Below are 22,019 nucleotides of genomic sequence, written 5' to 3'. Positions count from 1 at the left end.
AGCGCATTAAGATTCTCTGGGTCGCGAGGATGTTTGAGAAGTACCAAATGTTGGTAATAAGCCATCATAATCCCAAATCTTAGGGACTTTGTACTAACTTACCCCCTTGCTTTGGGGGGTTAGGGGGGCCTTTCGAGTCGGATCCAACATCTTTAAAATACCCTCTTAGACCTGGAATATGCCTAAGGGTGTTTGCCAGAGTTGACCTGCGATTCCCTTGAGCTTAGGTTTTGCTTCGATTTGAATATAGCATTTTTATTTGAGATGTAAACAGCGGACCCGTCGAAACAGGTAACTTCGGCTCAGGGAACAGGGAACAGTAGGAAAGAGCTCCAAAGAGTTTTTGATGTTATGAGAAATCATCAAGATTGTTCATGACCTATTTGTAAATCCTATAGCTGAGGTGAGATTTTGCCATCTTTACAAGCGTCTCGACAGGGAAGACTAACAATTAAACAGTATCGAAACCGAAAGGGATGGACGATAGAGGATCACAGATGGCTGGTCGAGGCGAGTAAGATCTTAAATCCAGATATCGACTGGGCATCCTCCGAGTATGGGTTGCAAGAAATCTATGCTCCTGGTGTCTCCCTAGCTACTTGGAAACGCTTCTTGCAAGGAAAGCCGATTAATGCCCAAGTTTTCCAGGTATTTTGCCAAGTTTTAGGACTTAACTGGGAATATGTGATTGAGAACAGCCTCCCTAAGTCCTCAATCCAGAAGACAACCACTAAAATCCCCTCAAATCGAGTAGATTGGTCAGCAGCGCCGGATGTGCCAGTTTTCTTTGGACGTACCGAAGAATTGGCTACCTTAGTGCAATGGATTCTCCAGGATCGTTGCCGAGTGGTGGCAATTTTAGGAATGGGTGGAATTGGCAAAACTGGACTCTCTTTGAAGCTAGGTAAGGGTGGAATTGGCAAAACTGATCAGTCCCTCAAGCTAGATCATGGCATTCAGGATGAGTTTGAGTACGTCATTTGGCGTACGCTACTTAATGCTCCTCCCATTATAAAAATTCTCGAAGAGCTGATCAAATTTCTCTCCAACCAGGTAGAAAGCAATTTACCAGACACCATAGATGCTCAACTATCACGACTACTTCACTATTTGCGTGAGCATCGCTGTTTGCTAATCCTGGATAATGTAGAGTCAATTATACAAGGTGGTGACAAGGCTGGGCAATATCGAGAAGGATATGAGGAGTATGAGCAACTGTTCCGAAAAATTGGAGAAGTCTCCCATCAAAGCTGCTTGTTGATCACCAGCCGAGAGAAGCCCCACGCCATTGCCAGACTTGAAGGCAAAACACGACCGGTTCGTTGCCTGGAATTAAGCGGTTTTGAAGTTTCAGATGGCAAGAAAATCTTTAATTCCATTGCCTCGTTCTCTGGTTCAGATCAGCAATGGCAAGAACTGATTGAATTTTACAACGGTAATCCTTTATCCCTAGAAATTGTTGCCAAGCATATTGATGAAGTATTTTTGGGTAATATTGGCGACTTTTTAACAGAAGGAAAACCAGTCTTCGATGACTTTCGTGAAGTGTTAACCTGGCACTTTGAGCACTTGTCAGACCACGAACAGGAAATTCTGTACTGGTTGGCAATTAATCGGGAAGCTGTTTCCCTTGCCCAACTCCGAGAGGATATCCTCTCACCAGTGGCTAAACAACATTTACCAGTAACACTGCAATCCCTGCAAAGACGTTTACCTTTGGAAAAAAGTTCAGCAGGCTTTACCCTGCAACCTGTGCTGATCGAGTACATGACTGAGAAAGTAATTGACAAGGTTAGTCAGGAAATACTCACCGATAAAATAGCTCTGTTTAATTCTCATTGTTTGCTGAAGGCTTTGGCAAAACAGTACATTCGGGAAAGTCAATCCCGTCTGCTCCTCAAACCATTAATCGATCAGCTAATCGCTAGTTTGAGTAGTCAAAGTTGTCTTGAGGAAACTCTAAATAATAGTCTTTCGAAAATAAGAGAAAACTTGGTGCCAAGGGTAGGCTATGCAGCCGGTAATATCCTTAATCTGCTCTGCCAACTTAAAACTGATTTAAGGGGTTATGATTTTTCTAATCTCACTATTTTGCAAGCTTACCTTCAGGGGGTAGAGTTGCTAGATGTAAACTTCGCTAATGCTACCATCGCTAAATCAGTTTTTACTCAACCTTTTGGTAGTATTTTGTCAGTATCATTTAGCCCCGATGGCCAGCTTTTGGCTGCAGGTGATAGCATGGGCAAGATTCATCTGTGGCAAATTGCTGATAGTCAATACCGTTTAACCTTGAAGGGACACACCAGTTGGGTATGGTCTTTGGCCTTTACTAGGCTAGATGATGGTAACAGTGAAGAGACTCAGATTTTGGCTAGTAGCTCTGAAGATCAAACCGTCAGGCTCTGGGATATTGCTACCAGTCAATGCCTCCACACCTTGCGAGGACATAGGAGTAGAATATGGTCAGTTGCTGTCAGTGGAGATGGCACAATTGTTGCTAGTGGCAGTGGCGATAAAACCGTTAGAATCTGGGATGTTAGTACCGGTGAATGCTTGAACATCTTGCCAGAGCACTCCCAAACCGTAAGAGCCGTAGCTTGTAGTCCCGATGGTGCCATTCTCGCCAGTGGCTGTGAAGATAAAACTATCAAACTCTGGGACTCTGATACAGGTGAATGCCTCAGCACCTTACAAGGACACTCTCATCAGATCAGGTCAGTGGCTTTCAGCCCCGATGGAACTACCCTCGCTAGTAGTAGTGATGACAAAACCGTAAGGCTATGGAATCTTAGCACCGGTAAATGCGTTAAGATGCTGCGGGGACATACAAAAAGCATACGGTCAATTGGCTTTAGTAAAGATGGAACCACTCTCGCCAGTAGTAGTGATGATAAAACCGTAAGGCTATGGAATTTTAGCACTGGTGAATGCCTCAATAAGTTGTACGGACATACTAATGGTGTATGGTCTATTGCTTTGAGTCCAGATGGCGTAACTTTAGCAAGTGGTAGTGATGACCAAACCGTAAGGCTATGGAATATTAACACTGGTCAATGCCTCAACACGTTTCGAGGATATACCAATGGCGTATGGTCTATTGCTTTCAGTCCAGATGGGACAACCCTCGCCAGTGGCAGTGAAGACCAAACCGTAAGACTTTGGGATGTTGGTACCGGTGAATGCCTCGATACCTTACGAGGACATACCAATTTGATATTTTCTGTTGCCTTCAGTCGAGATGGTGCAATCTTAGTTAGTGGCTCTAAAGACCAAACCCTCAGACTCTGGGATATTAGCACTGGTGAATGTCTCAACACCTTCCACGGACCCAAGTGGGTACTTTCAGTCGCCTTTAGTCCCAATGGAGAAATCTTAGCCAGTGGTCATAATGACGATAGGGTAAGACTCTGGGATATTAGCACCGGTGAGTGTTTCCAGACCTTATTAGGACACACGAGTTTGGTCTGGTCAGTGGCTTTCAGTCCAGATGGCACAACCCTCGCTAGTGGCTGTGAAGACCAAACCGTTAAACTCTGGGATGTTGGCACCGGTGACTGTTTAAGTACTTTGCAGGGACACCGGAATATCATCAAGTCCGTTGTCTTTAGTGGAGATGGCAGAATTCTCGCTAGTGGCTGTGAAGACCACACTGTTAGGGTCTGGGATGTTGGCACTGGTGAGTGTCTCAACACTTTGCGTGGACACACCCATCGATTACGGTCAGTGGCGTTCAACCCTAATGGTAAACTGATCGCTAGTGGTAGTTATGATAAAACCTGTAAGCTCTGGGATGTTCAGACAGGTGAATGTTTAAAAACTCTCCATGGACATACTAATGTGGTATGGTCTGTTGCTTTTAGTCGAGATGGTTTAATGCTAGCCAGTAGCAGCAACGATGGCACAATTAAGTTTTGGGATATCGAGAAGGGTCAATGTATCAAAACCCTGAGAGTGCCTAGACCCTATGAGGGGATGAATATCGCCGGTGTTACTGGTTTAACAAAAGCAACTATTACCTCCCTGAAAGCCTTGGGAGCAGTTGATTAGACTTGTTGCGGGAGTCGGGAGTTGGGAGTCGGGAGTCGGGAATCGGGAGTCGGGGGCGTTGCTTAATAATGGAGTCGGGAACAGATGTAGGGTGGGCAGTGCATCCGTATGATTCACTGACTAGCCATAGCATTGCTAAGCACTGCCCACCAAAAGTCGGGAATTCATGTAGGGTGGGCAGTGCATCCGTATGATTCACTGACTAGCCATAGCATTGGGTTTGCACTGCCCACCAAAAGTCGGGAACTGCCATCTGGCTTCTGGCTTCTGCCATCTGGCTTCTGGCTTCTGCCTTCTGCCTTCCTTGAGCTCAGTTCAACCCAACCTACTACCTGATAAGATTTTTTTGAAGCACAAGGCAATTACTCCAAATATCAGGATTAGCCCAACTGGTACTATCACACTATTGATCCAAGGGTTGTCACAGCTCTTTTTGAAGGGTGGGATCAGCGTGGATACAGTCTCACACTGCTTAGCGTCAAAATCCATTAAAGCCGTGACAGCTGTCCCCGCACCAACTACCGTTACTATAGTCTGAAAAGTGCGATCGCGTTCTGCTTTTTCCAGCTCAATTTGACTACGGATGGCATTGAGCCTGGTCTCTAGCAGCCGTAATGCCATCTCCATTATATCATAGTCTTTAGTAACCTGCAATAGGTAATTTTCCTTTACCTCTTTACTAAACGTTTCTAAAAACTCTAGGTTATTATCGGCACCTAATTTTTGGCATTTTTGGTTGATGATTTCTAAACGGGTTTGATAATTGAATAAATTAATCTCGATAATTTGGTTTTGAAAATTTAGTTTAGGCAAATCCAGGGTATAGTTCCCTAAAGACTTTTGAATATCATCGAGTTTTGCGGCGATGGTTTGGTCTCTAAAACTAGAAGCGTTTTCGTCACTGATAAGTCTCTGATTGGCTTCAACCTGCTTATAGTAAGCTACCAAGGTTTTTTTGATTAAGCGACTTTGGCTGTAAGCCCATAAAATTTTGTTTCTATAACTAAACAGACCCATCCAATCCGTATACAATTCCGCTGCTTTTTCCATACTTTCTTGGTCAGAAAAGAGCATAATGATTACATGGCAGTTGACCTGATTCAGGGGTTGATATCGCCACAGCTCAAAAACTTCACCACCAAATAAGCTGCCTTTTCCATGTAAATCTTGTGACCAATTCGCCCCTTTATCGAAAAGCTTAGCACCTTGTGTAATGTCTTTTTCCTGTTTTTTAGAACTTTCGGGGGGTGATAATAATTGTAAATCTTGTGACCAATTCGCCGCTGTCTGGAAAACATGATAACAGGATTTAGCAATATATTCGTAGCTTTTGCTCGACGTTTTCGGTAACCATCCAGAAAGCATCCAAGTTTGCCCTAGGGTCGCCCTTTCCCCTTGTAATCTCCATTCAATTTCTGCTCGCAGTCTGGCAAAACAGTCAGGGGTTTGGGGGTCGGTTTGATTGTTAATGGAACAATCAATTTGCAAGCCATAGGTATCATTTAAGCGGACAGGATAGTAGTACCCTTCTAGGGTATCGTTTGCTGTGGTAAAGTCATAATACTTTTGTTTAGGGAGTAGTTCTAAATATTTGGTTTCTAGATCAGGATCGAAGAATTTACTATCTGCTGGGAGTTTAGCTCGAAACTTAGCTTGCTTTTCTTGCTTCTCAGCTTCAGTGAGGTTGAGAGCATCTCGTAAGTCATATAAAAATAAATCGAGAGTTGGAAAGATTATATCGCTCACTATAGCATTTTTATTTTAGTTGTGAACATACTACCTTATGGAAAGGCAACAGGCAACAGGCAACAGGCAACAGGCAAGAGTTAATCAACTCTATAAGGATTTAAGGATTTTTGGTAGCGACTTCATCGCTTTTGCAATTAGGCAAAAATTATCATAAAATTCCCACAGTTATCTTTTTTTTTACAAATATCAGATGCACCCTTCAATTTTATTACCCCGACTCCCGACTCCCGACTCCCGAATTGGGTAATTTACTTTTTAGAAGCCCCTAAAAACCCTTTAAGTTTTTCCAAGGGTAATTTTTGGACAACTTCTTGTGGCTGTTCTGAACGACTGACGACAATCACAATATTATTAATTTGTTGGTCATAGCCTGTAGGTGATGACTTAGGTTTATGTCCTCTCATGATCGAGGTACGGCTAGGTGTATTGACTGGCTGGATTTCGGCTTCTGTGGGGAGATAGTCTGGAGGAATATCGACCGTAGTGTCAAGTTGGTTGTAATAGGTTTGGTAACGTTGATTTAACTCAGGATTGGCGGCAATCATCTCTAGCAGCTTGGGTTTGGTATACTTCTCCCAGGCCAGAGGTTGGGCATCAAGTTGATCGCCAATTTCTTTGATGCTCTTATTCTCAGGTTGACTCAAGGGTGTGTCTAAATCGGTCAGAGCAAGTAAAAAAGCTAATAGGGTTTTGTTGGTATTCATCAGCCACTGTCACTACTTCGATCACTATCTACTATCTTTATACATGAAGGATCAGCCGAGTGCTCGAAATTGCGATATTATGTTATGCTAATAAAAATTTCACAACCTCGCTCCAATGACACCGGAATGGGAAGCCCTAATCGTTGGGATTAACCGTTATCCAGAATACACCAACTTTAACGACCTGACCGTTGCTGTTAAAGACGGGGAAAATGTCGCTCAACGATTACAACAGTATGGCTATGAACCGTTCCGGATTCAGGACTTACCCCTTGGGTTGACCCAAAAAGGACCAGGGGGACTATCGAGCACAGGACTAGTAAAATTAGAGGAATTAAGGGAAGCAGTTGCTAATCTGTTTAATCCTCCTGCTCCTAACCAAGCTCCAGAAACCGCCCTATTCTTCTTTTCAGGCCATGGCTGTAGACAAGAGGTGGATGGCATTGAAGAGGTTTTCTTAGTGACTAGTGATGCCTTTCCGGATGTGGGAATTTATGGCTATCCTCTGCAGGAATTGGGTCAGCAAATCGCAACTAGCCCAGTGAAACAGGTAGTGATTTGGTTAGATTGTTGCTACAGTGGCGAGTTACTGAAATTTATCCCAACTGATAAAGCTTACTGCTTGATTACTGCTACTCGTTCCTACGAGCCGGGAGTAGAGATTAGCCATGAACAAGGAGTATTTACCAAGGAGTTACTGGCAGGATTGAATCCGGAAAATTACCCGGATGGTATTGTTAATAGTCATAATTTGGCCTTGTTTATTGAGCAGCGGATGTCAATGACTCAGCAACGTCCTTTAATCGCTAACTCACAACAAGCCATTATACTGACTACTCAGTTTCCGAAACTGAGCTTTCAGGATAAGTGCCCCTACCGGTCTCTGTCTTATTTTACCGCATTACCAGAAGATGCTCTGGTGTTTCACGGTCGTTCTCAGTTGACCGAGCAGTTAATTGAGCGAGTGAAAAATCAAGACCGTCTGCTGGTAGTGTTAGGGGCTTCCGGCAGTGGCAAGTCTTCCTTACTCAGAGCAGGATTATTGTATCAGCTGAAGTTAGGTCAGGCAATTGTTGGAAGCGATCGCTGGCATTATCTAGAACCTTTCACTCCAGGTGTTGCACCAAAGCAAAGGTTACAGGAGGTCCTGGAAAAGGGGGAGCTTTTAGAGAAGCAGGGAGAGGGTGTGGCTGATTCTGGGGAACAAAACTTTCAAAGTCCCCCAAAGTTGGGGGATTTAGGGGGCATTCCCATCAGCAACGCCCAGCCAGAGAATTTTAGTAAAACTCCGATGGTCATGATTATTGACCAGTTTGAAGAGTGCTTCACTATGATTCAACCTGACCAACGCCAGGAATTCTTTAACGGTTTAATTGAATTAATCGAGAATACAGACAATTTAATTGTTTTAATTGCCATGCGCTCTGACTTTCGGGGGCGGTTGCGAGAGTATCCTAAATTAGTAGAGAAGATTAATAGACCATTAATTAATGTTGACCACTTGAACCATGAGGAAATTGAAGAAGCGATCGCACTACCGGCGGAATTAGTAGGATTAGGGATTGAGGGGAGATTAAAACAGCAACTGATTAACGATGTCGAAGATTATCCAGGTAGCCTTCCCCTGCTCCAATATACTCTGACGGAATTATGGAAACAGTCAAGACAGCAGCAGGAAACGTTTTTACGGTTAGAAACCTATCAACAGTTAGGGGGAATTGAGGGAACTCTGGAAAAGAAGGCAAATCAGGTATTTGATAGTCTCTCCCAGGTAGAACAAACTGTGGCTAGGCGTTTGTTGTTGGAATTAACTCAAGTGGGAGAGACTCTCGATACCCGTAGACGAGTACGCCTGGGGGAGTTAGTCAATTCTCATCACAGTTTAGAACTGCTCGATGCTGTTAGCCAGACCTTAGCCAGTTCAGACAACCGCTTGATTACTAGAAGTCATCAAGAAAATTCCCAGGATGTGGTTTTGGATGTGGTACATGAAGCCTTGATTCGCCACTGGGGAAGGTTGCTGGAGTGGAAGCAGACTTACACAGAAGCGATGGTGATCGAAAGCAAGCTGGAAGCGGCGGCGCTTGAATGGCAAGAGAAGGGAAAGAAGCGTGATGATGCCGGTTTACTGTTGCTTGGGGGGAGGTTAATAGAAGCCCAGGAGTATTTAAGAAAGTATGGTGAATTGGGGATGTTGAATGGGCTGGCGGAGGAGTATATTGAGGTCAGCCGTCACAAGCACAAGCAAATGACCCGTAACCGCTGGTTAGGGGTGGCAGGGTTTATTGCTGTGTTGGTATTGGGGACAGTTGTTTCAACGGTTTTTGGATTGGAGTCTAGTAAACAGGCGAGAAAGGCAGAAGAAAGTGAAATTAAAGCCCTGAGTCAATCTTCAGAACTCTTGTTTAGCTCAAAGCAACCCTTTGATGCTCTAAAAGAGAGTTTAAGGCCAGTAGGAAAACTCCAAAAGACAAAAAGGGTAAAAGGTGATACTAGAATACAAGTGATCGCTAAGTTGCAGCAATCTCTCTATGGCGTCAACCAGTATAATAGCCTGGATAAACATACTGATACTGTCACTAGCGTGGCCTTTAGCCGAGATGGCATGACTATCGCTTCTGCTAGTTGGGACAACACCGTGAAACTATGGAATCTACAAGGCAAACACCTGCACACCCTCACTGGACATACTGATACTGTCACTAGCGTCACCTTTAGCCCAGATGGCATGACTATCGCTTCTGCTAGTTTGGACAAGACGGTGAAACTATGGAATCTACAAGGCAAACACCTGCACACCCTGACTGGACATAGCGAACCTGTCAATAGCCTCGTCTTTAGCCCAGATGGCATGACTATCGCTTCTGCTAGTTTTGACAACACCGTGAAACTGTGGAATCTCAAAGGCAAACCCCTGCACACCCTCACTGGACATAGCGAACCTGTCACTAGCGTGGCCTTTAGCCGAGATGGCATGACTATCGCTACTGCTAGTTGGGACAAGACTGTGAAACTGTGGAATCTCAAAGGCAAACCCCTGCACACCCTCACTGGACATAGCGAACCTGTCACTAGCGTGGCCTTTGGCCCAGACGGCCAAACTATCGCTTCTGCTAGTTGGGACAACACCGTGAAACTGTGGAATCTCAAAGGCAAACACCTGCATACCCTCACTGGACATAGCGCAGATGTCACTAGTCTCGCCTTTAGCCCAGATGGCATGACTATCGCTACTGCTAGTTTGGACAACACCGTGAAACTGTGGAATCTGCAAGGCAAAGTACTGCAAACCCTCACCGGACATAGCCAATATCTCATAACCGTCGCCTTTAGCCCAGACGGCCAAACTATCGCTTCTGCTAGTGATGACAACACCGTGAAACTGTGGAATCTCAAAGGCAAACCCCTGCACACCCTGACTGGACATAGCGAACCTGTCACTAGCGTGGCCTTTAGCCGAGATGGCATGACTATCGCTTCTGCTAGTTTGGACAACACCGTGAAACTGTGGAATCTCAAAGGCAAAGACCTGCACATCCTCACTGGACATAGCGCAGATGTCACTAGCGTGGCCTTTAGCCGAGATGACCAGACTATTGCTACTGCTAGTTGGGACAAGACGGTGAAACTATGGAATCACCAAGGCAAACACCTGCACACCCTCACCGGACATAGCGATTGGGTGAATAGCGTCGTCTTTAGCCCAGATGGCATGACTATCGCTACTGCTAGTGATGACAACACGGTGAAACTGTGGAATCGAGAAGGCAAACCCCTGCAAACCCTCACCGGACATAGCAATTGGGTGAATAGCGTCGTCTTTAGCCCAGATGGCATGACTATCGCTACTGCTAGTGATGACAACACGGTGAAACTGTGGAATCTCAAAGGCAAACACCTGCACACCCTCACTGGACATAGCGAACCTGTCAATAGCGTCGCCTTTAGCCGAGATGGCATGACTATCGCTTCTGCTAGTTGGGACAACACCGTGAAACTGTGGAATCTCAAAGGCAAACACCTGCACACCCTCACCGAACACAACGCAAATGTCACTAGCGTGGCCTTTAGCCCAGATGGCATGACTATCGCTACTGCTAGTTGGGACAAGACGGTGAAACTATGGAATCACCAAGGCAAACACCTGCACACCCTCACCGGACATAGCGATTGGGTCAATAACGTGGTCTTTAGCCGAGATGGCCAGACTCTTGCTTCTGCTAGTTGGGACAAGACGGTGAAACTATGGAATCACCAAGGCAAAGACCTGCACACCCTCACCGGACATAGCGATTGGGTCAATAGCGTGGTCTTTAGCCCAGATGGCCAGACTCTTGCTTCTGCTAGTGCAGACAATACTGTAATTTTATGGAATTTAGATCTAGAGGATTTAGTGGAACAGAGTTGTGATTGGCTCCATGATTACCTTGTCACTCATCAAGACGAAGAAGAATTAAGGGAAATTTGTGGTATGTAGGGGAGTCGGGAGTCGGGAGTCGGGAGTCGGGAATCGGGAAATAGGGAGCAGGGAGCAGGAAGTAGGGAGATAGGGAGATAGGGAAATGGGTATAATTATTTAGATAAATATTATATTGTAGCTTATTTTTATAGCTTATTTTAATAAATCTTTTCAAGAGTTTTTAAGTCTCCCCACACTTCCCACACTTCCCACACTTCCCACACTTCCCCCTCTCCCCACACTCCCCCTCTAGTCGTGATTCAACACTTCGGGTAATTTCCAAGACCGCCCTTGACAGTAAACATAACCATTATTAATGTATATCCCGGAAAGTGCCCTAGCTAATACCAAGAATTCCTGCTGTTCTTCCGCAGTCATATAATTTTCATTGTGTAGACTCCCTGAGGCTCGGTTTGGATCTCCTCCGGAGTCCAGATATCGCTGACGGGCCAGAGTGGAGAGTTCTACCATTCGTTGATATTGCTGTTGTTGTAATTCACTTAAGGGCTTCATAATTCGGCTAGAGGTGTAATCGGGGTAATTTCACCATTTGGTAAAAGCATAGCAAAGGGCAGAAGAAGGCTGGCAGTGCTGATGTACCAAATGCCATTGTCTTGGTCATAAACAGTATTTTCTAGTAATCCTAAGGTATCCAAAGCATTGAGAATTAGATATTGTGCTTCTGTTGGTTCCATCGCACCCGACCGAACTAATAGGGATGTTGGTGATTTTACTCCCAAAGTAAGCATTCAGCAGTCAGCTGTCAGCCATCAGCCATCAGCTATAGCGCTACGCTTAGCGTCAGAAGTTAGAAGTCAGAAGTCAAAGGTGCGCTTTCCGTAGGCGAATTAAATTCGCCACGGGTCGCACCTAAAAGTAAGCGATTACTTACGTTTCGGAGTTTAGGAATGTCCTAATCTAAATGCGTAGTGCTATATAAGTGATTAGTGATTAGTGATTAGTGATCAGCTTTTGAATAAAAGAGGTAAGCATTAGTTTAATCTGAGTCAAGTGAGAGCGTCGTTCGCACAGCGTGGCCATTCGCGTAGCGTGGCCGAAAGGCCAAGGCCAAAGCCTGTGCTAGGAACGAGGTTTATTTTAAACTGACTGCTGACTGCTGACTGCTGACTGCTGACTGCTTACCTTTCAGGTTTTGAATAAAACAAGTAAGCATTCGTTTAATAGGGAGATGGGAACTGTGGGAAGTATGGGAAGTGTGGGAAGTGTGGGAAGTGTGGGTAGATCGGGAGATCGGGAGATCGGGAAATTTTTATTAGAGTAATTATACAGACATCCTATAATCCCTGCTTAGTAAGCTAGGTAAAAGTAGTTTTCCATGGTTAAGAGTATATTTAACTACATTTTTGCTCATTTTCATACTATGTCCTGATCTGTTGACAATAACCATAGCTGGTAGAATTTTATGGCTGGATTAAACACATTTTGGTAAAATAGTCAACAGTTAAGATGATCAGTGGGAATGAAATGTTAATAAACATAAACTCCCGTTACCACAGCGGTAAATTGGGGCTACTATAGTAACTTAAGTAATCATATAAACATAATCCCGGAAGGTAAACATGATACAAGCTGCTGTCAAAATGCTAATTCCTTTCGAGTCTATTATCGAAGCAATCACTACTCTGGAAATAGAAGACAAAATTAAGCTGAATCAAATCCTCGAAGAAGATATTGCTGAAGTCAAACCGCAAATTGTATTAGAAAAATTGTTACAGGAACCAGTGTCCGAAATGCACTTTGAGCAATTTGAGGAACCTTTCCAAGCACCCGAGCCTGCCAAGACTGAAACCTCAAACGTGTCTCTGATTCCCCTGTGTCCCCTGCTGCCTCTAATTCCCTTAGGTACCTCAGGGGATAACGTTGCTTGAAAAAATGCGATCGCTATCATCTCGGTGCGTTAGCTTTGCCTAACGCACCCTACTCGCTACTGCATCAAGACGAATTGCTAAAACCTTTATATAAAAAGTTTTTTCATAACTTTTTACCGATTCCCGATTCCCGATTCCTGATTCCCGTTCCCCTCCTGGGAGGGGTTAGGGGTGGGTTCCGATTCCCGATTCCCGATTCCCGATTCCCTGCCCCCAGCGCTAGAATCTCCTGAAAGATACTCCCTAACTTAACGAGGAATAATCACCCTAGAGCTATTCATCTTCAAAAATTGCCCCTAACCGCATCAAAACCCCTCTCATCTGATTAGAAATACCTCTATTTTTAGCGAACCTAGCCCCTTTCACTCTTGCCCCCCTAATGTCAGCATGACTAAAATCAGCTCCTCTGAGATTGGCACCATCTAACTCAGTAAGATTCATCTTCGCACTTCTGAGATTAGCACTCCTAAGGTCAGCATTTTCAAGGATAGCCAAACTCAAGTCAGCTCCCTGAAGATCAACTCTCCTGAGATCACTATTACTTAAGTCGCTACGAATCAGCTCGGCTTTGCGTAGGTTGGCACGAATCAGATGGACATAATTCAAATTAGCACGAATCAGGCAGACTTGGGTCATGTCTGCTAAACTTAAATCAGCACCTTTAAGATTACTTCTCCTCAGTTTCGCACCTTTGAGATTAGCTTCACTAAGCTGAGCACGGCTCAAGTTAGCATCAGATAAATCAACACACCTCAAGTCAGCCCCCCCCAGGTGGGCACGGATGAGGTTAGTGCCCTGAAGGTTAGCTCTGCTCAAAATCGCACTACCCAGATTAGCCCCCCTGAGTTTAGCCCCCTGGAGGTAAGCACCTCCCAATTTAGCCTCGCTAAGATTAACACCAGTGAGGTCAGTTTTCCTGACGTCAGCTCCCCTCAAGTCAGCACCACTGAGGTCACCATCCCTGACATTAGCACCATCTAATCGTATCCCCCTCAAGTCAGCACCACCAAGGCTTACCCCCTGGAGATTAGCATTCCTGAAGTGGCTCATGCTTAGATTCGCACGACTGAAATCAGCCCCCCTCAAGTCAGCATTACATAAGTTGGCACCTTGGAGGTTAGCCCCCCGGAAATCCGTTCCTCTGAAATCCGCTTCCATCAACCTAGCTTGGCTGAGGTCAGTGTAACTTAAGTCAGCTGCAGTGAAGTCCTCAGCCAGATTCAGCCCAACCATTGCGGTCAACTGCTCAAGATTGTCTGTTTCTGCCACTAAAACCCGCTTGATCAGGCTTAGCAGAATCGGTTGAGATTTTTCCTCACCCATATTGCAATTCCATGAGAGACAGATAGGGCTTAAGTCTAGTTACCAACAAATGTTCCACAATCAGTCTGTTTAGCACAACGGTTTTATTGCGGGTAAGGTTTGAGGACCACAACCCCTCAACTTCAGTTAGACAAATATCTCGCTGGGATACTTCAAAGATTGCTTGGATACGACAGGGTAAAGCAGTGACATTGACAGTTGCTAGCTTTACCCGATTCAGGGAACCAAATAAAACACCATTCCCCTTCTGTTCTTCAAAAATCCAGGCAGGATTTTCTGCCGAAACTTGATTGGTAATGTGGCACCAGGAAACTTGGTCAGTCTCGTGGGATGTCTTGCAGGATTCTGGTTGATATTCTAGTTGGGATGTCTCGTGGGATTGCGATTGGGTAGCTTCTGGAGTAACATTACCTCCCCCTCTTTCCCTGTTGCCATTAGGGTCTGTTGGACGGTGGTTTAGATCACAACTAGGCCCTTGTTGCTGTTGATTACCTACTGTTGCCAGTTGAATATAACCACCAAGCTCACGGAATTCATAGGGGATATTACCATGTTGGAGATGAAGACGCAGTACTCCACCTTTGAGTCCAAATTTAACACGACCTTCGAGCAACTCTTCCCACTGCTGGTTAAATTGGATGGTTAGGTATAAATTAATCTGCGGCATTTTAGAGGGTTTTTGCCAAAACTTACGTTTTTGTTTGTTTGGCGGAATCAGCATTCCTTCCAATTTCATCCCTAAGCAATCTAGGCATTTATTCTTAGGCTCAGGTGGAGGCATGTAATAGCAAAGGGAGTAGGGAGTAGGGAGTAGGGAGTAGGGAGTAGGGAGTAGGGAGCGGTGCGACCCCGCGCTTTTTAAAAGCTAAGGGTGAACGCGCACCGTAGGGAACTTACGATCAAAAACTCCCACAATTCCTACACGGATTGCTAAAGTAAATGCTATGTTAATAACCTAAGGTTAAGGCACCAGGTTTGCGAGGATCAGATGCACCTTCAAATGAATTGTTAATGTACATGATACTCTGGGTACTCCCCATAGCATTACGCACCGAAATCTTATATCCTTTATACTTCAATAACTGGATTGTATCACCATTTAAATCCTGTTCTACAAAAAGTTGATCCGGTAACCATTGATGATGTACCCGAATGGCATTAGTAGCTGTAGCAATATTGAGCTGGTGATCAATTACATTCATAATCAATTGCAAAACGGTGGTAATAATCCTACTCCCCCCTGGACTGCCAGTGACCAGATACGACTTACCATCTTTGAGCACAATTGTTGGAGTCATAGAACTCAGCATCCTTTTTTCCGGTGCTATTGCATTGAATTCTGCTCCAGTTAATCCATAAGCATTGGGTACCCCTGGCTTAGCTGAAAAATCATCCATTTCATTGTTGAGGAGAATACCCGTTCCCGGTACTGTAATTTTACTGCCATAGCTAAAGTTTAAAGTATAGGTATTAGCAACAGCATTGCCATACTTATCCATCACTGAATAATGGGTGGTATCATTGCTTTCTACCCGTTGAGTAGGATTACCAGGGGCAATTTCTGAACTGGGAGTTGCTCGATAGGGATTAATCCGTTGACGGATTCGTTCAGCATAGGTTTTAGAGGTTAATTCAGCAACAGGAACGGGAACAAAGTCAGGATCTCCTAGAAATTTAGAACGGTCAGCATAGGCTAACTTCATACTTTCCGCCATTAAATGAATGGTTTGGGCAGTATTATGTCCCAGTTTCCGAATCGGAAAGGCTTCTAAAGTATTCAACATCTGCACCAGATGGATACCCCCAGAGCTTGGAGGTGGCATAGAATAAATCTCATAGCCCCGATAAGTGCCTCGAATCGGCTCTCGAATCACGGGCTTGTAGGTAGCTAAATCCTCTTTGGTAATCAGACCACCATTGGCTTCCATGTCTGCTACGATAGCCGATGCGATCGCACCTTCATAAAAGGCTTTAGCCCCATGTTTAGCAATTAGCTTTAAACTACGGGCTAAATCGTTTTGTACTAAGATTTCCCCTACCTGATAAAGGACACCTCCTGGCTTATAAAAAATAGCCATACTCGCCTCATAAGACTGCATTCGTTTCTTAACGTCTCTCAGAGAGCGGAACAAATCTTCAGAAACTGGGAACCCTTTTTCTGCTAATTCTATAGCTGGTTGTAATGCCCGTTCTAAGGAAATAGTGCCGTATTTTTCCAGTGCCATGGTTAACCCAGCTACGGTACCAGGAACACCAACAGATAAATAACTGTATCGAGACTTTTCTGGGTCAACCTCACCATTATTGTCCAGAAACATATCACGAGTAGCAGCTAGTGGTGCTTTCTCCCGATAATCAATAGCAATGGTTTGGTTATCCTTGGCCAGATGTAAGAGCATAAAGCCACCGCCACCGAGATTCCCAGCTCGCGGTAAGGTTACCGCTAGGGTAAACCCAATGGTTACCGCAGCATCAACAGCATTGCCACCTTCTTTTAAAACCGCTAAACCAGCTTGTGAGGCATAGCGTTCTTGAGAGGAAACCATACCGTTGTTAGCAATAACGGGATGAAAGATATCTTTTCTGCTAAAGATAACTGTGTCTTGAGCAGAGGCACTGCCAGCACTAATGAAAATTAGAGTAGTGAGGCAAATGATGATGAATTTATATTTTCTGGCGATCTTGCCCATAGGATAGTTGATCGAATAGTGAGAGATTGGAAATGATTTTCCGCTTTCGGAAAGATACTATAACGGTTTCCACCAGCGCTACTAGGGAGTTGGAAGTCGAGAGTCGGGAGTCGGGAATCGGGAATCGGGAATCGGGAATCGGGAATCGGGAGTCGGGGGGATTACTATTGCCTCTTGCCTATTGCCTCTTGCCTTCCCCTCCTGGGAGGGGTTAGGGGTGGGTGCCTATTGCCTCTTGCCTTCCCCTCCTGGGAGGGGTTAGGGGTGGGTTCCTCTTGCCTATTGCCTATTGCCTCTTGCCTCTTGCCTCTTGCCTCTTGCCTCTTGCCTCTTGCCTATTTCCTGTTCCCTACACACAGCCGTGTATCACTAATCGAACCAAACGTTTGTATCTCAATTGACAGTAATTTTGACTGGTTAATGGTTAATCTTTAACCCCTGCAATTAATCCCGACTAAAAAAGTCGGGTATGTTTGACGGACATTTTGAGGTATGTTACTTTTGATCAAGTCTTGACTGAACGTAATTAGAGAGCGTAATTAGAGATATACCCATGAGCCAAGCCACAATTACTCCCAAAACCCAGACATCTACCGCATTTACCAAGTTGAAGTGTAAAGAGTGTGGTGCGGAGTATGAGCCCAAGGCAATGCACGTTTGTGAGGAATGCTTTGGTCCGTTGGAAGTAAAATATGACTACGATATCCTTAGACGCCATGTAACCCGGCAGAGCATTGAGGCAGGTCCGAAATCCATCTGGCGCTATCGTTCTTTCTTACCCCTTGCCACTGATAACTATATTGATGTTGGTACGGGAATGACTCCGTTAGTGAAATCGACTCGCTTGGCTAGACGCTTAGGGTTAAAAAATCTCTACATTAAAAATGATGCGGTCAACATGCCCACCCTGAGCTTCAAAGACCGGGTGGTATCAGTAGCTCTAAGTAGAGCACGGGAGTTAGGCTTCTCAACGGTATCCTGTGCTAGTACTGGAAACTTAGCGAATTCTACTGCTGCGATCGCAGCCCATGCGGGACTCGACTGCTGCGTGTTTATCCCTGCTGACCTGGAAGCGGGTAAAGTGATGGGCACTCTGATTTACAACCCCACATTAATGGCAGTCAAAGGCAACTACGACCAAGTCAACCGCCTCTGTTGTGAAGTAGCTAACAGCCACGGTTGGGGATTTGTGAACATTAACCTACGTCCCTACTATTCAGAAGGTTCTAAAACTCTGGGCTTTGAAGTGGCTGAACAACTAGGTTGGCAACTACCGGACCATGTTGTTGCTCCCTTGGCATCAGGTTCCCTATACACCAAAATCTACAAAGGCTTCCAAGAATTCGTCAAAGTCGGTCTAGTGGATGATAAATCAGTGCGCTTCAGTGGTGCTCAAGCAGAAGGTTGCTCCCCAATCGCTCAAGCTTTCAAAGAAGGACGGGACTTTATTACTCCAGTCAAGCCCAACACCATTGCTAAATCCATTGCGATTGGAAACCCAGCCGACGGCATCTATGCTCTAGAAATAGCTCATAAAACTAACGGAAACATTGAATCCGTCACTGATGCAGAAGTTATCGAAGGGATGAAGTTGCTGGCAGAAACTGAAGGAATTTTCACCGAAACCGCAGGAGGTACTACAATTGCTGTACTCAAGAAGCTGGTAGAAGCTGGTAAAATTGACCCCGATGAAACTACAGTAGCCTACATCACTGGTAATGGCTTGAAGACCCAAGAAGCAGTTCAAGGCTATGTGGGTGAACCTTTGGTAATTGAACCAAAACTAGACAATTTTGAGCAAGCATTAGAGCGGGCTAACACCCTAGACCGTCTGGAATGGCAACAAGTTTTAGTTTAAGCAGTCAGCAGTCAGCAGTCAGCAGTCAGCAGTCAGCGGTCAGTGGTCAGCCTATTTTACTCAAAAGCACCGATCTAGTAGCGTGGTGGCACAGGCTTCTAGCCTGTGATAACCCATAAGCTGATAACTGATAGCTGATAGCTGAATGCTGATAGCTGAATGCTGATAACTGATACGCGACACGCTGATAACTGATACGCGACACGCTGATAGCTGATGGTTTACCATTAAACCTTGAAAATTGAGAATTCAAAGCAAGATATTGATTATGGCTGTAAAAGTTTTAATTCCTACTCCTCTGCAAAAATATACCCAAGAGCAAGCAACAGTAGAATGTCAGGGAACGAATGTTTCTGAACTGATCGAATCTCTGGAAAGTAATTGTCCTGGAATTAAACAACGGCTGTGCGATGAGCAGGGTAAACCCCGTCGATTCTTGAATCTCTACGTGAACGGGGAAGATATCCGGTTGTTGGAAAATACAGAAACAAAACTCAACGATGGGGATGAAGTGAGTATTGTCACAGCTGTTGCTGGTGGTTAGACAGATACTCAGCAGTCAGCAGTCAGCGATCAGTAGTTGACCATTCGCCTTGGCCTTTTGGTTACGCTACGGGAATGGCTGATAGCTGACTGCTTACAAGATAGAGCAATTCTCAGCAACCTTTGAGCAATATTGCTTATCCTTTTAAGGCAATAGGCATGCTAGCAATAGGCAATAGCGATGCAGTCGCTCATGGGAGTAACCCCCTTAGGTTTGCGCTGCATCCCGATTCCCGATTCCCGATTCCCGACTCCCGACTCCCGACTCCCGACTCGTGATCGGGTAACCTGAGCTGGCAGATAAGTTAGTGATTATTTTGCGATCGCTAGGTCAGTCTGTGTACCCAGAACAGTTCAGTTTTGGAACTGGCACAACGGCAGTATGCCATAGTTGCTGAATTTCAGTATATTATAATTAGACTATTCAATCGTATATTAAAAACTTTAGCCTCTCTTGTAACTTAGTGACTAAAACTTAGTGACTAAAACTTGGTGACTAAAACTTAGTGACTAAAACTTAGTGACTGGAACTTGGTGACTAAGTTTGCGGCATCAGCCGACATTAGGAATATCTTTTTAGTATATCAGATCAGAAACTAAAACTAGAAAATAATTTTTTTTCGTTATTATCATCAGTAGGATTGGTAGTCACACCTAAGTAGTATCAGTAGCTCATAGCCATGGGCAATCCTAGAGTTGGCCAACAAAAACATCAATAATTATAAAAAACTAAATAAATTAAGTAATTAAGTAATTTGCCGCCTTATATCCATGAGACAATCCCTGACAAACTTCCCCCGACTCAAACGTGTTCTCTTCACTGGAGCGATCGCAACCACAGCAGTTTGGTCTTGGGCGACACCGATTAATGGTAGCTCTGTGGTTGTAGCATTTCAGGATAGCCCTAAAACGATTGTTGATGAAGTTTGGCAAACTGTCAATCGGGAATATGTCGATAACACCTTTAACCAAGTTGACTGGCAAGCGACTAGACATGAACTCCTGAGCAGAAACTACGCTTCAAAAGAAGAAGCCTACAAAGCGATTAGGAAAGCCCTAGAAACCTTAGAAGACCCCTACACCCGCTTTTTAGTGCCAGAACAGTTCCAAGCCTTGACAAACCAAACTGTTGGTGAACTGTCTGGTGTGGGTATTCGCATGGAAATAGAAAAGCAGACGGAGACCCCGTTAATCATTGAACCGATTGAAAATTCCCCAGCCTTTAAGGGAGGTCTTCAAGCTGGGGATAGGATTTTAGCGGTAGATAGCAAACCTACCAAAGGGTTAAGTCTCGAAGATGCCTCGAATCTAATCCGGGGTAAAGTGGGGTCATCAGTGACTCTGCGGATTGCCCGACCAGGACAGGGCATCTTTGAAATAGAACTAACTCGAGCTCAGATAGAAATCCCCTCTGTTCGTTACAGCGTCAAGCAGGAAGGGAATCTGCGAGTGGGTTATATCAGTTTAAATGAATTTAGTTCCCATGCAGCTGAACAAATGCAACGGGCAATTAGGAACCTCAATCAGCAGAAGGTGAATGCTTATGTCCTAGATCTGCGGGGGAATCCAGGCGGATTGCTTTTTTCCAGTATTGAAATTGCCCGGATGTGGATGCAAGAGGGGGAAATTGTTAGCACTATAGACCGGATCGGTGGCAAACAGGCATACACGGCTAATCGAACGGCCTTGACCAATCTGCCCTTAGCAATTCTAGTGGATGGTAACTCCGCTAGTGCTAGTGAGATTCTAACTGGTGCTCTGAAAGATAACAAACGCGCTACTGTTATCGGTTCTCGCACCTTTGGTAAAGCCGCTGTCCAGTCTGTCCATGCCTTATCCGATGGTTCGGGTTTAACGGTGACCGTCTCTCGTTACTACCTACCCAGTGGTGAAGATATTAGTTTGAAAGGAATTGTGCCCGATATTCGCCAAGAGTTGACCCTTGAGCAACGGCAACTGCTATCTAGTCAACCGGGATGGCGTGGCACTAGTAAGGATCCTCAATACGGAAGAGCGATCGCAGTTTTAAAATCCACTACTGCCTCTGGGCCTGGAACCCTCAGTCAACCTATAAACTCAGGTAGGGTTTGGTAAGCTGCGCTGGGAATCGGGAATCGGGAATCGGGAATCGGGAATCGGGAATCGGGAATCGGGAATCGGGAATCGGGAATCGGGAATCGGGAATCGGGAATCGGGAATCGGGAAAATATCTGAAGCTATCAGCTGAATGCTTACCCTTGGCCAAAAGGCCACGCTACGCGAACAACGTTCAACATTCAACATTCAACATTCAACATTCAAGCTGATTAAACCTTGGCCAAAAGGCCACGCTACGCGAACAACCTTAAAGCTTAAACCTTTAACGCTCAACAAATTGCTCCGACCAAGGAACAGTTAATCGAAAAAGCCACCTAAACGCAAAATCCAGCATCAACCCAATCAATCCAATCACTAAAATACAAAAGAGCACTTTATCTGTCTCTAGGAATCGTTGAAAATAGATAATCTTGAAGCCCAAACCATTTTCAGCAGCAATTAATTCCGCAATCACCAGAAAATTCCAGGCACCAGCAACATTAACCCGCATCGTATCAATAATATTTGGTAGAGTTGCTGGTAGAATCACTCGAAATAATACATCAACCCGATTCGCCCCCAAGGTGTAAGCCACATTCAGCATTTCATCAGGGATAAACTTGACAGCATCAGCAATCATTATGGGCGTGTAGAAGACAATTCCTAAGAAAATAATTAGGA

Annotated in this window: 21 protein-coding genes; 10 read left to right on the top strand and 11 right to left on the bottom strand. The window is 44.8% G+C overall.

Annotation, left to right across the window (positions count from 1 at the left end; all coding sequences use genetic code 11):
* Positions 1 to 561 precede the first annotated feature (561 nt).
* Positions 562 to 4,047, top strand: coding sequence for a WD40 domain-containing protein (locus LYNGBM3L_RS07610; protein WP_008181030.1), 3,486 nt, complete (start codon positions 562 to 564; stop codon positions 4,045 to 4,047).
* Here LYNGBM3L_RS07610 and LYNGBM3L_RS43000 read toward each other — a convergent pair.
* The 3 genes from LYNGBM3L_RS43000 to LYNGBM3L_RS07600 all read right to left on the bottom strand — a co-directional run bounded on the left by LYNGBM3L_RS43000 (position 4,013) and on the right by LYNGBM3L_RS07600 (position 6,500).
* On the bottom strand, positions 4,013 to 4,246 hold the full coding sequence (locus tag LYNGBM3L_RS43000; protein WP_154659705.1) for a hypothetical protein: 234 nt from the start codon (positions 4,244 to 4,246) through the stop codon (positions 4,013 to 4,015). The genes LYNGBM3L_RS07610 and LYNGBM3L_RS43000 overlap by 35 nt on opposite strands.
* A gap of 116 nt (positions 4,247 to 4,362) precedes the next feature.
* Positions 4,363 to 5,793, bottom strand: a complete 1,431-nt coding sequence (locus tag LYNGBM3L_RS07605) for a hypothetical protein (protein WP_008181029.1) — start codon at positions 5,791 to 5,793, stop codon at positions 4,363 to 4,365.
* 251 nt (positions 5,794 to 6,044) lie between these two features.
* On the bottom strand, positions 6,045 to 6,500 hold the full coding sequence (locus LYNGBM3L_RS07600; protein ID WP_008181028.1) for a hypothetical protein: 456 nt from the start codon (positions 6,498 to 6,500) through the stop codon (positions 6,045 to 6,047).
* A 115-nt stretch (positions 6,501 to 6,615) separates the two neighbouring features.
* Between LYNGBM3L_RS07600 and LYNGBM3L_RS34725 the strand changes: the two genes are divergently transcribed.
* Positions 6,616 to 10,977 (top strand): nSTAND1 domain-containing NTPase, encoded by a 4,362-nt coding sequence (locus LYNGBM3L_RS34725; protein ID WP_008181024.1) that lies wholly within the window; start codon positions 6,616 to 6,618, stop codon positions 10,975 to 10,977.
* Here LYNGBM3L_RS34725 and LYNGBM3L_RS42995 read toward each other — a convergent pair.
* From LYNGBM3L_RS42995 to LYNGBM3L_RS07585, 3 genes are all read right to left on the bottom strand, one after another.
* Positions 10,931 to 11,134, bottom strand: coding sequence for a hypothetical protein (locus tag LYNGBM3L_RS42995; protein WP_154659704.1), 204 nt, complete (start codon positions 11,132 to 11,134; stop codon positions 10,931 to 10,933). The two genes, LYNGBM3L_RS34725 and LYNGBM3L_RS42995, sit on opposite strands and share 47 nt — an antisense overlap.
* A gap of 74 nt (positions 11,135 to 11,208) precedes the next feature.
* The gene (locus tag LYNGBM3L_RS07590; protein ID WP_008181023.1) at positions 11,209 to 11,472 is read right to left on the bottom strand and encodes a hypothetical protein; all 264 of its coding nucleotides are present in this window, start codon (positions 11,470 to 11,472) and stop codon (positions 11,209 to 11,211) included.
* Positions 11,469 to 11,708 (bottom strand): hypothetical protein, encoded by a 240-nt coding sequence (locus tag LYNGBM3L_RS07585; RefSeq protein WP_008181022.1) that lies wholly within the window; start codon positions 11,706 to 11,708, stop codon positions 11,469 to 11,471. Before LYNGBM3L_RS07585 ends, LYNGBM3L_RS07590 begins: the two co-directional genes overlap by 4 nt.
* Before the next feature lie 831 nt (positions 11,709 to 12,539).
* Here LYNGBM3L_RS07585 and LYNGBM3L_RS07580 point away from each other — a divergent pair.
* Entirely contained in the window at positions 12,540 to 12,848 is a 309-nt protein-coding gene (locus LYNGBM3L_RS07580) for a hypothetical protein (protein WP_008181021.1), read from the top strand.
* A complete protein-coding gene (locus tag LYNGBM3L_RS40010; RefSeq protein WP_131826953.1) occupies positions 12,845 to 13,081 on the top strand; it encodes a hypothetical protein in 237 nt (78 codons plus the stop codon). Before LYNGBM3L_RS07580 ends, LYNGBM3L_RS40010 begins: the two co-directional genes overlap by 4 nt.
* Positions 13,082 to 13,121: 40 nt before the next feature.
* On the opposite strand, the gene LYNGBM3L_RS07575 is transcribed toward LYNGBM3L_RS40010, so the two are convergent.
* The 3 genes from LYNGBM3L_RS07575 to ggt form a co-directional block, all read right to left on the bottom strand.
* Positions 13,122 to 14,171 carry a pentapeptide repeat-containing protein gene (locus LYNGBM3L_RS07575; protein WP_008181020.1) on the bottom strand — a complete coding sequence of 350 codons (1,050 nt, stop codon included), beginning with the start codon at positions 14,169 to 14,171 and terminating at the stop codon, positions 13,122 to 13,124.
* Positions 14,164 to 14,907: a hypothetical protein gene (locus LYNGBM3L_RS07570; RefSeq protein WP_131826952.1), complete on the bottom strand. Its 744-nt coding sequence runs from the start codon at positions 14,905 to 14,907 to the stop codon at positions 14,164 to 14,166. The genes LYNGBM3L_RS07575 and LYNGBM3L_RS07570 overlap by 8 nt, the downstream gene beginning before the upstream one ends.
* A 211-nt stretch (positions 14,908 to 15,118) precedes the next feature.
* Complete coding sequence (gene ggt / locus LYNGBM3L_RS07565; RefSeq protein ID WP_008181017.1) at positions 15,119 to 16,861, bottom strand: gamma-glutamyltransferase; 1,743 nt, start codon at positions 16,859 to 16,861, stop codon at positions 15,119 to 15,121.
* A gap of 32 nt (positions 16,862 to 16,893) precedes the next feature.
* On the opposite strand from ggt, the gene LYNGBM3L_RS40005 reads away from it, so the two are divergent.
* The 6 genes from LYNGBM3L_RS40005 to ctpB all read left to right on the top strand — a co-directional run bounded on the left by LYNGBM3L_RS40005 (position 16,894) and on the right by ctpB (position 21,356).
* The gene (locus LYNGBM3L_RS40005; protein ID WP_131826951.1) at positions 16,894 to 17,076 is read left to right on the top strand and encodes a hypothetical protein; all 183 of its coding nucleotides are present in this window, start codon (positions 16,894 to 16,896) and stop codon (positions 17,074 to 17,076) included.
* 13 nt (positions 17,077 to 17,089) lie between these two features.
* The gene (locus tag LYNGBM3L_RS45520) at positions 17,090 to 17,296 is read left to right on the top strand and encodes a hypothetical protein (protein ID WP_154659703.1); all 207 of its coding nucleotides are present in this window, start codon (positions 17,090 to 17,092) and stop codon (positions 17,294 to 17,296) included.
* 118 nt (positions 17,297 to 17,414) lie between these two features.
* Positions 17,415 to 18,719 carry a threonine synthase gene (gene thrC, locus LYNGBM3L_RS07560; RefSeq protein WP_008181015.1) on the top strand — a complete coding sequence of 435 codons (1,305 nt, stop codon included), beginning with the start codon at positions 17,415 to 17,417 and terminating at the stop codon, positions 18,717 to 18,719.
* Positions 18,698 to 18,838: a hypothetical protein gene (locus LYNGBM3L_RS42990; protein ID WP_154659702.1), complete on the top strand. Its 141-nt coding sequence runs from the start codon at positions 18,698 to 18,700 to the stop codon at positions 18,836 to 18,838. Before thrC ends, LYNGBM3L_RS42990 begins: the two co-directional genes overlap by 22 nt.
* Positions 18,839 to 18,987: 149 nt before the next feature.
* Positions 18,988 to 19,263: a MoaD/ThiS family protein gene (locus LYNGBM3L_RS07555; RefSeq protein WP_008181013.1), complete on the top strand. Its 276-nt coding sequence runs from the start codon at positions 18,988 to 18,990 to the stop codon at positions 19,261 to 19,263.
* A gap of 770 nt (positions 19,264 to 20,033) precedes the next feature.
* The gene (gene ctpB, locus LYNGBM3L_RS07550; protein ID WP_008181011.1) at positions 20,034 to 21,356 is read left to right on the top strand and encodes a carboxyl-terminal processing protease CtpB; all 1,323 of its coding nucleotides are present in this window, start codon (positions 20,034 to 20,036) and stop codon (positions 21,354 to 21,356) included.
* On the opposite strand, the gene LYNGBM3L_RS42985 is transcribed toward ctpB, so the two are convergent.
* Positions 21,339 to 21,545 carry a hypothetical protein gene (locus LYNGBM3L_RS42985; RefSeq protein WP_154659701.1) on the bottom strand — a complete coding sequence of 69 codons (207 nt, stop codon included), beginning with the start codon at positions 21,543 to 21,545 and terminating at the stop codon, positions 21,339 to 21,341. The genes ctpB and LYNGBM3L_RS42985 overlap by 18 nt on opposite strands.
* Before the next feature lie 76 nt (positions 21,546 to 21,621).
* Positions 21,622 to 22,019: ABC transporter permease (locus LYNGBM3L_RS07545; protein WP_044492454.1), on the bottom strand; the 398-nt coding region annotated here is incomplete at its 5' end.

The organism is Moorena producens 3L, assembly GCF_000211815.1.
Lineage (GTDB): Bacteria > Cyanobacteriota > Cyanobacteriia > Cyanobacteriales > Coleofasciculaceae > Moorena > Moorena producens.
This window is presented reverse-complemented; position numbering and strand designations above follow the sequence as displayed.